At 73.7% G+C, this 13,969-nt stretch carries 5 protein-coding genes and 1 pseudogene; all 6 read left to right on the forward strand.

The features are described 5' to 3' along the window. The coding region (locus AOK24_RS10040; protein ID WP_240553770.1) for a condensation domain-containing protein at positions 1-668 on the forward strand (668 nt) is incomplete at both ends. A 2-nt stretch (positions 669-670) separates the two neighbouring features. Beyond that, positions 671-852 (forward strand): annotated as a pseudogene (locus AOK24_RS52685) (hypothetical protein); the annotation flags it as partial. A 1-nt stretch (position 853) separates the two neighbouring features. Then, positions 854-7,519 (forward strand): amino acid adenylation domain-containing protein, encoded by a 6,666-nt coding sequence (locus tag AOK24_RS10045; protein WP_055719709.1) that lies wholly within the window; start codon positions 854-856, stop codon positions 7,517-7,519. A 17-nt stretch (positions 7,520-7,536) separates the two neighbouring features. Next, a complete protein-coding gene (locus AOK24_RS10050) occupies positions 7,537-11,622 on the forward strand; it encodes a non-ribosomal peptide synthetase (RefSeq protein WP_055719710.1) in 4,086 nt (1,361 codons plus the stop codon). Continuing rightward, positions 11,619-12,869, forward strand: coding sequence for an MFS transporter (locus AOK24_RS10055; protein ID WP_055719711.1), 1,251 nt, complete (start codon positions 11,619-11,621; stop codon positions 12,867-12,869). Before AOK24_RS10050 ends, AOK24_RS10055 begins: the two co-directional genes overlap by 4 nt. Continuing rightward, positions 12,856-13,969: penicillin acylase family protein (locus tag AOK24_RS10060; RefSeq protein ID WP_167376819.1), on the forward strand; the 1,114-nt coding region annotated here is incomplete at its 3' end. The genes AOK24_RS10055 and AOK24_RS10060, both read left to right, overlap by 14 nt.

Raw genomic sequence — 13,969 nt, forward strand, 5'->3', positions numbered from 1 at the left:
GTCCTGGCCGACCTCCTCGCCGACCTCCTGGGCATCGACCTCCCGACCCCCACCGAACCCCCCACCGCGGCGGAGTGGCTCCGCCACCGCGCCACCGCCACCGAGGCCCAGCTCGCCGAGGCCGTCGAGAAGTGGCGTCCCCTGCGCGACCACCTGCTCTTCCCGGTGGCCTCCGCCGCGCCCCGGCGCCGTACCCCCGCCTCTCTCCTCGACTTCGCGGCGGACGCGGCCGGGGTCTACGAGGACGCCAGGGCCCACGGCCACACCCCCTTCGTGCTGCTGGCCGCCGCCTGGCTCCGCGCGCTCCACGAGGTGACCGGCGAGGAGCGCATCGTCATCGGCACCCCGTACCACCACCGGGACGACTGGCGTTTCGCGGGGACCGTCGGCTGCCTGGTCGACATGGTCCCGCTGCTGGGGGACTTCAGTGCCGACCCTCAGGATCTCCGCGCCCGCACCGCGCGGGAGGTCCGCGCCGCCCAGCGGAGCGCGGCCGTGCCGTTCGCCCGGCTGGTCCGGGAGATCGAACCCCCGAGGCACGGCCAGAACCCGTTGTTCCAGGCGACGTTGACGTTCCAGCAGTCGGCGGACGGCCTGCTCGGCGACGGTTTCGCGATCCCTTGGTCGGGAGCCCGCCAGAACCTGGACGGCGTCGAGGTGCGCGCCGTNNGGGACACCGCGTTCGCGGTGAGCCTGTACGGCGCGCGGGACGGCGACCGTCTGGTGTTCCGCCTCGAACACCAGGAGCACCTGGTCCCGGCCGCGACCGCGGCTCGGCTGCGCGACGCGTTCCAGGAGGCCCTGGCCGAGCTGACCGCACCCCTCACCCGTACCGGAACCACCGGAGGCTGACATGAAGGAGAAGACTGTGCCGACCTCGCCTCTGGCCGGAGTGGACAGCCTCGTCGAGGGCTTCGCCGCCGCCGTCCGCGCGCACGGCGACCGCACCGCCGTACGCTGCGGCGACGAGACGCTCACCTACCGCGAACTCGACGTCCGGGCGCGGACGTTGGCCGCCGCGATCACCGCCCACGACGCCGACCCGCAGCGCCCGGTCGGCATCCTGCTGGAGCGGTCCGCCGACATGGTGGCCGCAGCCCTCGCGGCCCTGTGGACGGGCTCGTCGTACGTGCCGCTGGACCCGTCGACTCCGGCCGCCCGCCTGGAGCTGATCCTTGAGGACGCCGCCCCGTCGGTCGTCGTCACCACCCGGGAGCTGGCGGCCCGCCTGCCCGCCGAGGTGACCGCCGTACCCGTGGACGGCCCGCTGCCGGCGCCCGTGACCGGCGACCCCGCGCGGCACGGCACCCGCGCGTACATCATCTTCACGTCCGGAACGACCGGCCGCCCCAAGGGTGTCGAGGTCTCGCACGGCAACGTCCTGCGCCTGTTCACCACCACCGAACCCCTCTACGGCTTCGGCCCGGACGACGTCTGGACGCTGTTCCACTCGTTCGCCTTCGACTTCTCGGTGTGGGAGATGTGGGGCCCGCTCCTGTACGGCGGCACGCTGGTCGTCGTCCCCCGGGAAGCCGCGCAGGACCCGCGCGCGCTGCGGCGGTTGCTCGCCGACGAACGGGTCACCGTCCTCAACCAGACCCCGACGGCCTTCCGCCAGCTCATCGCGGAGGACGCCCGGCACGAGGACCGGCTCCCGCTGCGGCACGTCGTGTTCGGCGGCGAGGCCCTGCACTTCTCGGACCTCAAGCGCTGGACGGACAAGTACGGCGACGAGACCCCGGCGCTCGTGAACATGTACGGCATCACCGAGACGACCGTCCACGCCTCCCACCGCCGCGTCCGCGCCACGGACCTGAAGGACGGCCGCTCGCTGATCGGCCGGCCGCTGCCCGACCTGGACTTCACGCTGGTCGACGACGGCCTGAACCCGGTCGCGGCCGGTGAGACCGGCGAGATCCTGGTCACCGGCCCCGGCGTCGCCCTCGGCTACCTCGGCCGCCCCGACCTGACCCGCGAGCGGTTCGTGGAGCTGCCCGGCGTCGGGCGCGCCTACCGCTCCGGCGACCTGGCCCGGCTCACGGAGGACGGGGAGTACGCGTACGAGGGCCGCAAGGACGACCAGGTCAAGATCCGCGGCTTCCGTATCGAACTCGGCGAGATCCAGGCGGTGTTGAACGACGTCCCGGGTGTGCGCCAGGCGACGGTGGTGGTGACCGCGCCGAAGGCGGGCGCCGGTCCCGTCGTGAAGGAAGAGGAGCTGTCCCTCAGGATCACCGACGTCCGCGACCTCGTGCGCGGCGGTTCCCGCGACCGGGTGGGCCGGGACGACGTGGCGCGCATCGTCGCGTACGTCGTCCCGGGCGAGGACCTCGCCCCCGACGCCCTCTTCGCGCAGCTGCGCCGCCGCCTCCCGGCGTACATGATCCCGGCGTTCGTGGTGCCGGTGGAGGAGATCCCCCTCAACCACAACGGCAAGGTGGACCGGGCCCGGCTGCCCGCGCCGAGTGCGGCCAACCGGCTGCGCGAGTCCGCCCCGGACCTGGCACAGGCGACCGCCGCCGAGCCCGGCTCGGAGGCCATCGCCGCCGTCTACAGCGACGTGCTCGGCGTGAGCGGTGTCGGCCCGGACGACTCCTTCTTCAGCGTCGGCGGCGATTCGATCCTCGCCCTGAAGCTCCGCGCGGAGGCCCTCAAGCGCGGGATCTCGCTGGAACTCGGCGACATCTACGCCCTCCAGACACCCCGCGCGCTGGCGGCGGTGGCCGAGCGGGCCACGGAGAGCGAACAGCAGCCGCCGACCGTGCCGTTCGCCCTGCTGGAGGCGGCCGACCGCGAAGCCGTGCGCGCGCTGGACGTCGAGGACGCCTACCCGGTGGGCACGCTCCAGGCGGGGCTGCTGTTCCACAGCGCGTACGAGACCGACGTGAACATGTACTGCGACATCTTCATGTTCCGGCTGCGCGGCGCCGCCTACGACGGCGAGGCGATGCGGCGCGCGGTGGCGCGGGTCGTGGAGCGGCACGACATCCTGCGGACCTCGTTCCACTTCTCCGGCTACTCGCAGCCCCTCCAGCTCGTGCACCGCACGGCCGCCGCGCCCCTCACCGTGACCGACCTGCGGGATCTGCCGGCGCGCGAGCAGGACGCCCGGCTGGACGCCTGGCAGCGGGCCGAGCGGCTCGTCCCGTACGACTGGTCGCAGCCGCCGCTGATCCGGTTCGCCGTCCATCTGCTGGACGACGGCGAGTTCCTGTTCGCGATGAGCTTCCACGACGCGCTGCTCGACGGCTGGAGCGAGTCGTCGCTGATCACGGAGGTGCTCGCCGACTACTGGGCGCTGCGCGAGAACCCGGACCTGCCGCCCGCCCCGCGCACCGCGCGCCGGTACGCCGACTACATCGCGCTGGAGCGGCAGGCGCTCGACGACACCACGGTCGGGGACTTCTGGGCGAAGGAACTCGCCGACCCCGAGCCGACGTTGCTGCCGCGCCTGGCGGACGGTCCCTCGGACACGCACGAGGGGACGATGGGCTTCCTCGCCGTGCCGGTCGACCCGGACCTTTCGGACGCGCTGGACGACCTGGCCCGCGACCACAGCGTCTCCCTCAAGCACGTCCTGCTGGCCGTGCACGCGCGTGTCCTGTCCGTCCTCACGGCGCGCGACCGGGTGCTGCTCGGCGTCGAGTCCAACGGCCGCTTCGAGGGCGAGGGCGGCGCCGACGTGCTGGGCGTCCACCTCAACGTGGTGCCCTACCTGCTGCCCGGCCGGGGCCTGGCCTGGCGGGACCTGATCCGGGCCGCGTTCGACAAGGAGAGCGAACTCCTGCCGGTGCGCCGCTACCCGTACGCGGAACTCCAACGGCTCTCCGGGGCCCGCGAGTTGACGGACATCAGCTTCAACTACACGCACTTCCACAGCTACGGGAAGCTCGCCGAGGCGACCCGCTTCGAGGTGCTGGACGCGAAGGCGTACATCCAGACGCACTTCACGCTGCGCACGGAGTTCAACAAGGACCCGTTCACGAAGCTCCTCTCGCTGGACCTGGAGGCCAACGTCCAGCGGGTCACCGAGGACCAGTTGCGCGCGATCGGCGTCCTGTACCGCAACGCGCTGGCCCATGTCGCCGCGCACCCGCACGCGGTCCCCACCCGGCGTGAACTGCTGGGCGAGGAGGAGTGGACGCGCCTCGTGGCGGGCGCCGGGCAGCCGGAGGTACCGCTGTCGGCGCCGGGCGCGCTGACCCGGTTCGCTGAGGCGGCGGAGCGGTACGCCGGTGAGGTGGCCGTGCGGTGCGGGGAACAGGCGCTGACCTACCGGGAGTTGGCGGCGCGGGCGGGCTCGCTCGCCGGGCACCTCCATCGGCAGGGCGTGCGGCCCGGCGAGGTGGTGGCGCTGGGTGCCGTGCGCGGCATCGACCATCTGACGGCCGTCCTCGCGGTGTTGCGCGTGGGCGCGGTGTATCTGCCGCTGCCGGAGGGGCCCGTACGCCGGGTGTCGTCCGTGCTGCGCACCAGCGGCGCCAAGGCCGTGCTGTGCGACGCCGCCTACCGGCCCGTCGTCACGGAGGAGGTACGGGTGCTGGACCTGGCGCAGGCCCTCGCCGACTCCAGCGAGGCGGCGCCGTACGACGGTCCCGTGCCCGGGGGCCGGGACGCGGCGTACGTGATCTTCACGTCGGGGTCGACCGGGGAGCCCAAGGGGGCCCTGCTGCGGCACGACGGCATGCTCAACCACATGGAGGCGAAGCTCGACGACCTCGGGATCGGCCCCGGCGACCGGGTGTCGCAGGACGCGGCGGCCACCTTCGACATCTCGGTGTGGCAGCTCCTGGCGCCTCTCCTGGTCGGCGCGACGACCGTGATCTACCCGGACCCGGTCAGCCAGGACCCGCCGCGCCTCCTGCGCGCGGTCGCCGAGGACGGCATCACCGTCCTGGAGGTGTCGCCGTCCGTGCTGAGCGTCTTCAGCTCCGAACTCGCCTACCACGGCGCCGAGTCGTTCCCGCCGTTCGCGCTGCGCTGGGTCGTCTCCAGCGGCGAGACCCTCACCCCGCGCTGCGCCAACGCCTTCCGCCGCGAACTGCCCGCCGTGCGCCTGCTGAACATGTGGGGCGCGACCGAGGTGTCCGACGACTGCACCCACTTCGAGCTGGTCGGCGAGGCCGACGAGCGGGCGGCGTCGGTGCCGGTGGGGCGGCCGATCCGGGGCGCGAAGGTGTACGTCCTGGACGCGGACCGCGAGCCGGTGCCGGTGGGCACGCCGGGCGAGCTGTACGTGGGCGGGCTGTGCGTGGGCGGCGGCTATGTGAACGACCCCGAGCGTACGGCGGCGGCGTTCGTCCCCGACCCCTTCGACGACGCGGCGGTGGCCTACCGCACCGGCGACTGGGGGCGCCGGCTCGCCGACGGGACCTTCGAGTTCATCGGCCGCATCGACAGCCAGCTGAAGATCCGGGGCCACCGGATCGAACTCGGCGAGGTGCGGCGGGCGTTCGACGGTCTCGGGGAGTTGCAGGAGAGTGCCGTGGTCGTCCGGGAGTCGGAGAGCGACGGCAAGCAGCTCGTCGGCTTCTTCGTGCCCCGGGCAGCCGAGAACGCGGGCGGGGAGGGCGCGGAGGTCCGCCGTATCGACGTCGGCCTGTCCGCGTTGCGCGACCGGCTCGCCGAGGTGCTCCCCCGGTACGCCGTCCCCGACCACCTGGTCCGGCTCGACGGCCTGCCGCGCACCCCGCACGGCAAGGTGGACACGAAGGCGCTGGCCGCGTGGGACCTGACGGCCGTGTCCGGGAGCGGCGAGGAGGCCGGCGAACCGGCGACGCCCACCGAGCGGACGGTCGTCGAGGTCTGGGAGAGCGTCCTGAACCGCAGGCCCTCCCCCACGACCCACTTCTTCGAGGCGGGCGGCCACTCCCTGCACGCGACGCAGGTCATGGCGCGGCTGCGGGACCGTCTGGGCCAGGACCTGCCGCTGCGCCTGCTGTTCGAGAACCCGACGCCGCGCGCGCTCGCCGCCCACCTCGACGGACTGGCCGCGCACCGCCCGTCCGCGCCCGAGGCCCTGAGCATCCCGCCCCGCCCGGCGGGCACGCTCGCCTTCCCCCTGACGGCGGGCCAGGCCAGCCTCTGGTTCCTGCACCAGGTCGACCCCGACGACCGGGCCTACGACAACACCTCCCTGCTGCGCCTGTCGGGCCCCCTCGACGTGGACGCCTTGCGCGGGGCCGTGGACCTGCTGGCCGAGCGGCACGAGATCCTCTCCGTCCGCTTCGGCTCCCGCGACGGCGTCCCCCACCAGACCCCGGACCCGGCGGCGCGCGTCCGCCTGGAGGTCGAGGAGGTGACCGGCCTCGACGACGCCGGGTCCCACGAGGCGTACGTCAAGCGCGAGGCCCTGGCCCAGCGCTTCGACCTGACGCGCGGCCCCCTGGTCGTGGCCCGCCTGTACCGCTTCTCCCCGACCGAGCACATCCTGCGCTGGAGCAGCCACCACACCGTCTCCGACGGCTGGTCCACGGACGTCGCGGTCCGCGAGATCACCGAGGCGTACCTCGCCACGACCGAGGGCCGCACCCCTCAGCTGCCCGAACTGCCGGTCCAGTACGGCGACTTCGCGCTGTGGCAGCGGGACTTCCTCGCGACGCGCGCGGCGGGTGAAGTGGCGTTCTGGCGGACCTACCTGGACGGCTGCGCGGGTGAACTGGCGCTGACGACCGACGTGGAGCGCACCGAGGGCCGCTCGCGGGAGGCCGGACACCTGACGACGTCCTGGGACGCGGAGACGGCGGCGCGGATACGGGAGTTCGCCGCCGCGCACGGCAGTACGCCGTTCATGGTGTTCCACACGGCGGTCGCGGCGGTCATGGCGCGGTTCGCCCAGCAGGAGGACCTGGTGCTGGGCGCGGCGGTCGCCGGGCGGGATCTGCCGCGTACGGAGAACCTGATCGGGTTCTTCGCGAACACCCTGCCGTTCCGCTACCGGGTCGAACCGGGCCTGACGACGGGCGAGTTGCTGCGGGGGGTGACCGCGAGCGCGCTGGAGGCGCTGGAGCACCAGCACCTGCCGTTCCAGGAGATCGTGCGGGTCTCCGGCGCCGAGCGGCGGCCCGACACCTCGCCGCTGGTGCAGGTCCTGGTGACGGTGGACAACTTCCCCCTCGACCTGGACCGGGTGCCGGGACTGGTCGGTTCGCTGGCCCAAGTGCCGCCCGCGACCGCCCAGTTCGACCTGTCGTTCCGGTTCACGGAGGACGGGAGCCTGACGCTCCAGTACGACGCCTCCCTGTTCACCGGCGCCACGGCGGCGAGGCTGCTGCGGGCCGTGGAGTCGATGCTGGCGGGCCTGCTCGCGGGCCCCGACGGCGACCCGCACCGGGTCCCGCTGACCGATGCCGCCGACCGGGAGTCGCTGGCCCGGATCTGGCACGAACTGAGCGGTGAGCGCCTCGACTTCGCCGACCCGGACGAGGCCGCGCACGTGGCCGGTTCCCCGCACTGGGAGGAGTTCCTCGGCCGGCTGGACGACGCCGGCCTGCTCCCGGCCCTCCTGCTCGCCTTCTGACGGACCCGGAGACTCCGATGAACAAGGACCGTGTGGAACAACTGCGCCGCCGGGTCGCCCTGCGCACGACTCCCGTGCGGGACACGTCCGTCGTGTCCCGCGCCGGATCGCTGACCGAGGCGTTCGCCGCCGCCGTGCGGGCGTACGGCGACCGGGTGGCCGTACGCTGCGGGCGCCGGTCGCTGACGTACCGGCAGCTGGACGAGCGGGCGGCCGAACTCGCGGGCGCGCTGCGGGCGTCGGGGGCCGACCCGGCACGCCCGGTGGGCATCCTGCTGGAGCGGTCGGCGGACATGGTCGCCGCCGCCCTCGCCGTGCTGCGCGTCGGCTGCTGCTACGTCCCGCTGGACCCGGCGACGCCGCGCGCCCGGCTCGACGTGATCCTCCAGGACGCGGACCCGGCGGTGGTGGTCACGTCCGGTGACCTGGCCGGGCTGCCCGGCGCGCGGACCGTCCTGCGCGTGGACGCGTCCCTGCCGAGCGGGGACGGCGCCCCGGGCGCCGCGTCCGCCGGCCGGGACAGCCGGGCGTACGTCATCTTCACCTCGGGCACCACCGGCCGCCCCAAGGGCGTCCAGGTCACCCACGGGAACCTGCTGCGGTTGTTCGGCAGCAGCGAGGAGCACTACGGGTTCGGGCCCGAGGACGTGTGGTCGCTGTTCCACTCCTTCGCGTTCGACGTGTCGGTGTGGGAGATGTGGGGCGCCCTGCTGTACGGCGGCACGCTCGTCGTCGTCCCCAAGGCGACCGCCCAGGACCCGGTGGCCTTCCGCGCGCTGCTGCGCGAGGAGCGGGTGACGGTGCTCAGCCAGACGCCGACCGCCTTCAACCAGCTCGCCGCCGAGGACGTCCGCCACCCCGACCGGCTCCCGCTGCGCTGGGTCGTGTTCGGCGGGGAGGCCCTGCACTTCTCCGACTTGAAGCGCTGGGCGGACAAGTACGGCGACGACGCCCCGGCCCTGGTCAACATGTACGGGATCACCGAGACGACCGTCCACGCCTCCTTCCGGCGCGTGCGGCGCGCCGACCTGGACCGGGGTCTTTCGCTGATCGGGCGCCCGCTGCCCGACCTCGAGTTCCTGCTCCTGGACGAGCATCTGGCGCCGGTGCCGGCCGGGGAGACCGGCGAGATCGTGGTGACCGGGCCCGGGGTGGCCCTCGGCTACCTCGGCCGCCCCGACCTGACCCGGGAGCGGTTCGTGGAGCTGCCCGGCGGCCGGGGGCGCGGCTACCGGTCGGGCGACCTGGCCCGGCTCCTGCCGGACGGGGAGTTCGTCTACCACGGCCGCAAGGACGACCAGGTCAAGATCCGGGGCTTCCGCATCGAACTCGGCGAGGTGGAGGGCGCGTTGCGCGCGCTGGAGGGGGTGACCGAGGCGGCGGTCGTCGCCCGGGACCTGCCGAAGCTGGGCCGCGCGCTCGTCGCGTACGTCGTCCCCGAGGGGGCCGGTGTCACACCCGCCGAGCTGCGGCGCCGCCTGGCCCGGGTGCTCCCCGAGTACATGCTGCCCGGCGTGTTCGTCCCCCTCGACGCGCTCCCCCTCACCCACAACGGCAAGCTGGACCGCCGCGCCCTGCCGGACCCGGTGCCGGACGACACCGTGGCCGTCCCGGACGCGCCGGACCAGTCGGACCGTTCGGCCCCCGACCCGGTGGTCGCCCGGATTCTCGCCGCCATGTCCGACCTGCTGCCCGGCGGCCGGATCACCCCCACCGACGGCTTCTTCGACCTGGGCGGCCACTCCCTGCTGGCCACCCGGCTGCTGGCCCGTGTCCGCACCGACTTCGGGGTGAGCGTCGCCCTGCGGGACTTCCTGCGCGAGCCGACCGCGCGGGCGCTGGCCGCCGCCGTACGGGAACGGGAGCCGGACGGCGGGCCGGTGCTGCCGGTCCTGCGGGCGCCGGACCAGGAGCGGCGGCCGGCGACCTCGGCTCAGCAGCGGCTGTACTTCCTGTCGCGGATGGAGCCGGACAGCTCCGCGTACAACCTGCACATGTCGCTGGTGCTGGAGGGCGCGTTGGACATGCCCGCGCTGGAGCGGGCGTTCGTCGCGCTCGCCGGCCGGCATGTTCCGCTGCGGAGTCTGCTGCGGCTGGAGGACGGCGAGGTCGTGGCGGTCGCGCTGCCCGCCGAGCGGGTGCGGGTGCTCGTGGAGGAGGCGCCCGGGCATGGTGCCGGGCCGGGCGTCGAGGAGGCGTCCGCAGCCGATGTGCGGCGGGTCGTCGAGGAGCTGGCGGCCGAGGAGGTCGCCCGGCCCTTCGACCTGGAGCGGGACCTGCCCCTGCGGGTGCGGGTCGTGCGGTTCGGGGAGCGGGTGCACGGGCTGCTGGTGACGCTGCACCACGTGGCCGGTGACGGCTGGTCCAACGCCGTCCTCGGGCGTGAACTGGGCGTGCTGTACGCCCACTTCGCCGAGCAGGCGCCGGGCGATCCGCTGCCGCCGCTCGCGGCGACGTACGCCGACTATGCCCACAGCATGCGGGAGTGGCTCGGTACGCCGGCCGCGCGGGACGACGTCGGCTACTGGGAGGGGCGGCTCGCCGACCTGCCCGCCGAGCACGCGCTGCCGCTGGACCGGGAGCGGCCCGAGCGGATGACGTACCACGGGGACACCGTGGTCCGCCGGGTGGGCGGTGGCCTCACGCAGGCGGCGCGGGCGGCGGACGTCACCGTGTTCATGCTGCTCCAGGCCGCCTTCGCGCTCTTCGTCGCCCGGCGGGGCAAGGACCCGGACGTCGTGGTCGGCACGCCGGTCGCCAACCGGCCGGGCACCGACTTCGACGACGTGATCGGCATGTTCGTCAACACGGTGGTGCTGCGCACCCGGGTCCCCGGCACCGGGACCGTCGCCGATCTGCTGGCCCAGGTCCGCGACCAGACCCTCCGCGACCTCGAACGCGGGCACGTCCCCTTCGAGGAGCTGGTCAGGCGGCTCAACCCCGAGCGCACCGCGCGCCACTCCCCGCTGTTCCAGCTGATGCTGGTGGTCCAGAACAACGAGACCGTGCCGCTGAGCCTGGACGGCCTGACGGTGACGGCCGTCCGGCTGCCGGGGCAGGAGGCGAAGACGGACCTGGTGCTGGACGCCACCGAGGAGCAGGACGGCGGTTTCCGGCTCACCTGGCGCTACAACACGGACCTGTTCGACCGGGGGACGGTCGAGGGGATGGCGGCGGAGTTCGCGGAGCTGCTGGACCGCGTCACGGGTGACCCGCACACGCCGCTCGACGACCTGCTCACCTCGATGCCCCCGGCGCGGGTGACACCGGATGTCCTGCTCCCCCTGCGCTCCCGCCCCGACGGCCCGCCCCCGGTCTTCGCCTTCCCCGGCATCCTGGGCCTGGCCCCCTCGTACGCCCAGCTCTCCGCCCACTTCCCGGAGCGGTCCTTCCACGCCCTGTCCACCAGGGAGCTGGCCCGCGCGCACGGCGACGCCCTGACCGTCCCCGTGCTGGCGGAGTCCTGCGCCCGGGCCATCGCGGCGGAGGCGTCGGGCCGCCCGGTCCACCTCGTGGGCCACTCCTTCGGCGGGGCCCTCGCCTACGAGGTCGCCCGGCGTCTGGTGGACGACGGCGACCGGGTCCTGTCCCTGGTCCTGCTGGACGCCCTCGCCCCGAAGGCCCTGCGCACCGAGCTGTCCGAGCCCCGCGAGAAACTGCTCGCGTACTTCCTCGGCAGCCTCGCGGCGGCGTTCCCCGCCGTCGGCGCGGAGCACGCGGCGACCGTCCTGGAGGAGCTGGCGACCCTCCCGGAGCCCGAGGTCCTCGACCGGGTCGAGCGGCGGATGGGCGAGGCGGCCGAGCTGCTCGGCGGCCCGCTGCGGGACGCGTTCGCGGACTACGTACGGCTGGCGGCCCTGGACTGGCCGGAGTCCGGCGGGCTCGGCGACGTACCCGTGCTGCTGGTGGAGGCGACGGAGAACGCCGGGCGGGGCGACCTGACAGCCGGCTGGGCACCTCTTTTGAACAGGGAGATCAGTTGCGAGAAGATTGCAACTGATCACGAGGGGTTGTTGCGCAAACCGGCAACCGAGACGCTGTCCGGGCTGATGCACCGGTTCCACACCCCCCACGACGCCGTGAAGGGACACCGTCCACGATGACGCGCACCACCGCCTCGCCCCCGTTCATCGCGAGGCTGCTGATCGTCGGTTCGGGGATCATGAGCCTGGCGAACTCGTTCACCGTCCCGTTCCTCGCGGTGTTCCTGCGCCGGGAGCTGGGCCTCGATCCCTCGACGGTCGGTCTGATCGTCGGTTCGTCGGTGTTCTTCTCGGTGCTCGCCGGGTTCGTCGGCGGCTCCCTCTCCGACATCCTGGGCCGGCCCCGGCTGCTGCTGCTCTCCCTGCTCGGCGTCGTCGCGTCGTTCCTCGGCTTCTACGTCAGCCACCACATCCTGGCCGTGTTCGCGTGCAACGCGGCGCTGTCGATGAGCGCGGCGTCGTTCGGCCCGGTCGGCAAGGCGATGCTCAGCGACGTGCTGCCGGACGAGAAACGGGTCAAGTGGTTCTCGTACCAGTACCTCGCGCTGAACGTCGGCTTCGCCGTGGGTCCGCTGGTCGGCGGTTTCGCGGGCCTGTCCGGCGGGCGGACGGCGTTCCTGATCTCGGCGGCCGTGTACACCGGCTACCTCGCGCTGCTCGGCCTGACGCTGCTGTTCAACCCGGGCGCTCGGGCGGCGAAGGACACCGGCGGGCAGGGTGAGCGGTTCGGGTCGGTGATGCGCGGGCTGCGCGACAGCGCGCGTGTCGTGGCCACCGACCGGCGCCTGCTGTGGTTCATCGTCGCCGGGCTGCTCCTGGAGTCCGTGCACGGGAAGATCTCGGCGCTGCTCGCCCAGCACCTCGCGATCGGCTTCCACGACGGGACGACGATCCTCGGCTACCTGCTGACCACCAACGCCGTGACCGTCGTCGGCTTCCAGATGATCGCCTCGCGGTTCTCGGGCAAGCGGGACCCGGTGACGTCGATCATCCTCGGCGGGCTGCTGCTGTTCGCGGGGATGGTCGGCTTCGCCGCCGCGCAGGAGACGTGGCAGTTCGTGGTGGCCATGGTGGTCTTCTCGGTCGGCGAGACGTTCATCGTGCCCGCCGAGTTCGCGATCATCGACCGGATCGCGCCCGAGACGAACCGGGGCAGTTACTTCGGCGCCCAGACCTTCGCCCAGTTCGGCGGGTTCGTCGGCCCCTCGGCGGGCGGGCTGCTGCTGACCGGTTTCGGCGGGACGACCATGTTCCTCGGGGTGGGTTCCCTGGCGCTGGTCAGCGTCGCCATCTACGTACTCGTCGGCCGCCGCATCCCCGGCATCGCGGCGCCGGCCCAGCAGGAGGAGACGCGTGAACCGGCGTGAACGCCTGATCGGCCGTGCGCTGACGGCGGCGGCCCTGCCCAGTCGCTGGGCGCATGTCGACGAGGGGGCGCTGAGCCTGCCCGGGCTGGCGCGGGGCGCGGAGATCCGGCGCGACCTGCGCGGGGTGCCGTGGATACGCGCCCGCGACGAGGGGGACCTGTACTTCGCCGCCGGGTTCGCGCAGGCCCAGGACCGGCTCTGGCAGATGGACGTGCTGCGCCGCAGGGCGCGGGGGCGGCTGTCCGAGCTGTTCGGGGCGGTGACGGTGCAGGAGGACGTGCGGGCCCGCAAGCTCGCGCTCACCCGGGTCGCCCGCCGCTCCGAACGGCTCCTGGAGCCCCGCCACCGGGCCGCCCTCGACGCGTTCAGCGCCGGCGTGAACACGGCCGTCCAGCGCATGCGGCGGCGCGGCGGCCTCCCCGTCGAGTTCGCCCTCCTGCGCTACCGGCCCGAGCCGTGGACGCCGCTGGACTCCGTCCTCATCGTCAAACACCTGGGCTTCGACCTCGCGGTCAACATCAAGAACGAGACGTTCCGGGCCCGGCTCGCCGCCGAACACCCCGAGTACGTGGCCGCGTTCGGGGAACCCCGGTATCCGGCGGACGGGGCGGTGACGGTCCGCAGCGGAGCCGCGCGCCCCACGGCACCCCGCGCGTACGTCCCGCCCCCGGCCACCGCCGCGCTCCCGCCCGCCTCCCGGCGCTGGCTCGACGGGCTCCTCGACGGCGAGCACCCCATCGGCTCGAACGCCTGGGCCGTCTCCGGCGCCCTCACCGCCTCGGGCCACCCGATCCTCGCGAACGACCCGCACATCCCGTTCACCCAGCCGAGCATGTGGTACCAGACGGGCCTGGCGCTCACGGGCCGGGACGACGGCCAAGGCGACGAGCACGGCTACGGCGTGACCGTCCCCGGTGTCCCCGGCCTCATCGCCGGCGCCAACCGCCGCCTCGCCTGGGGCATCACCAACGCGACCGTCGACACACAGGACCTGTCCACCCTGCCCCCCGACCCGCCCCGCTGGCGGGAGGACAGCACGGTCACGGTCCGGGGCGGGACTCCGGTCGCCGTCGGGTCGGCGGGCGGAGACGGGTACGTCG

The sequence above is a fragment of the Streptomyces niveiscabiei genome (genome assembly GCF_001419795.1).
Lineage (GTDB): Bacteria > Actinomycetota > Actinomycetes > Streptomycetales > Streptomycetaceae > Streptomyces > Streptomyces niveiscabiei.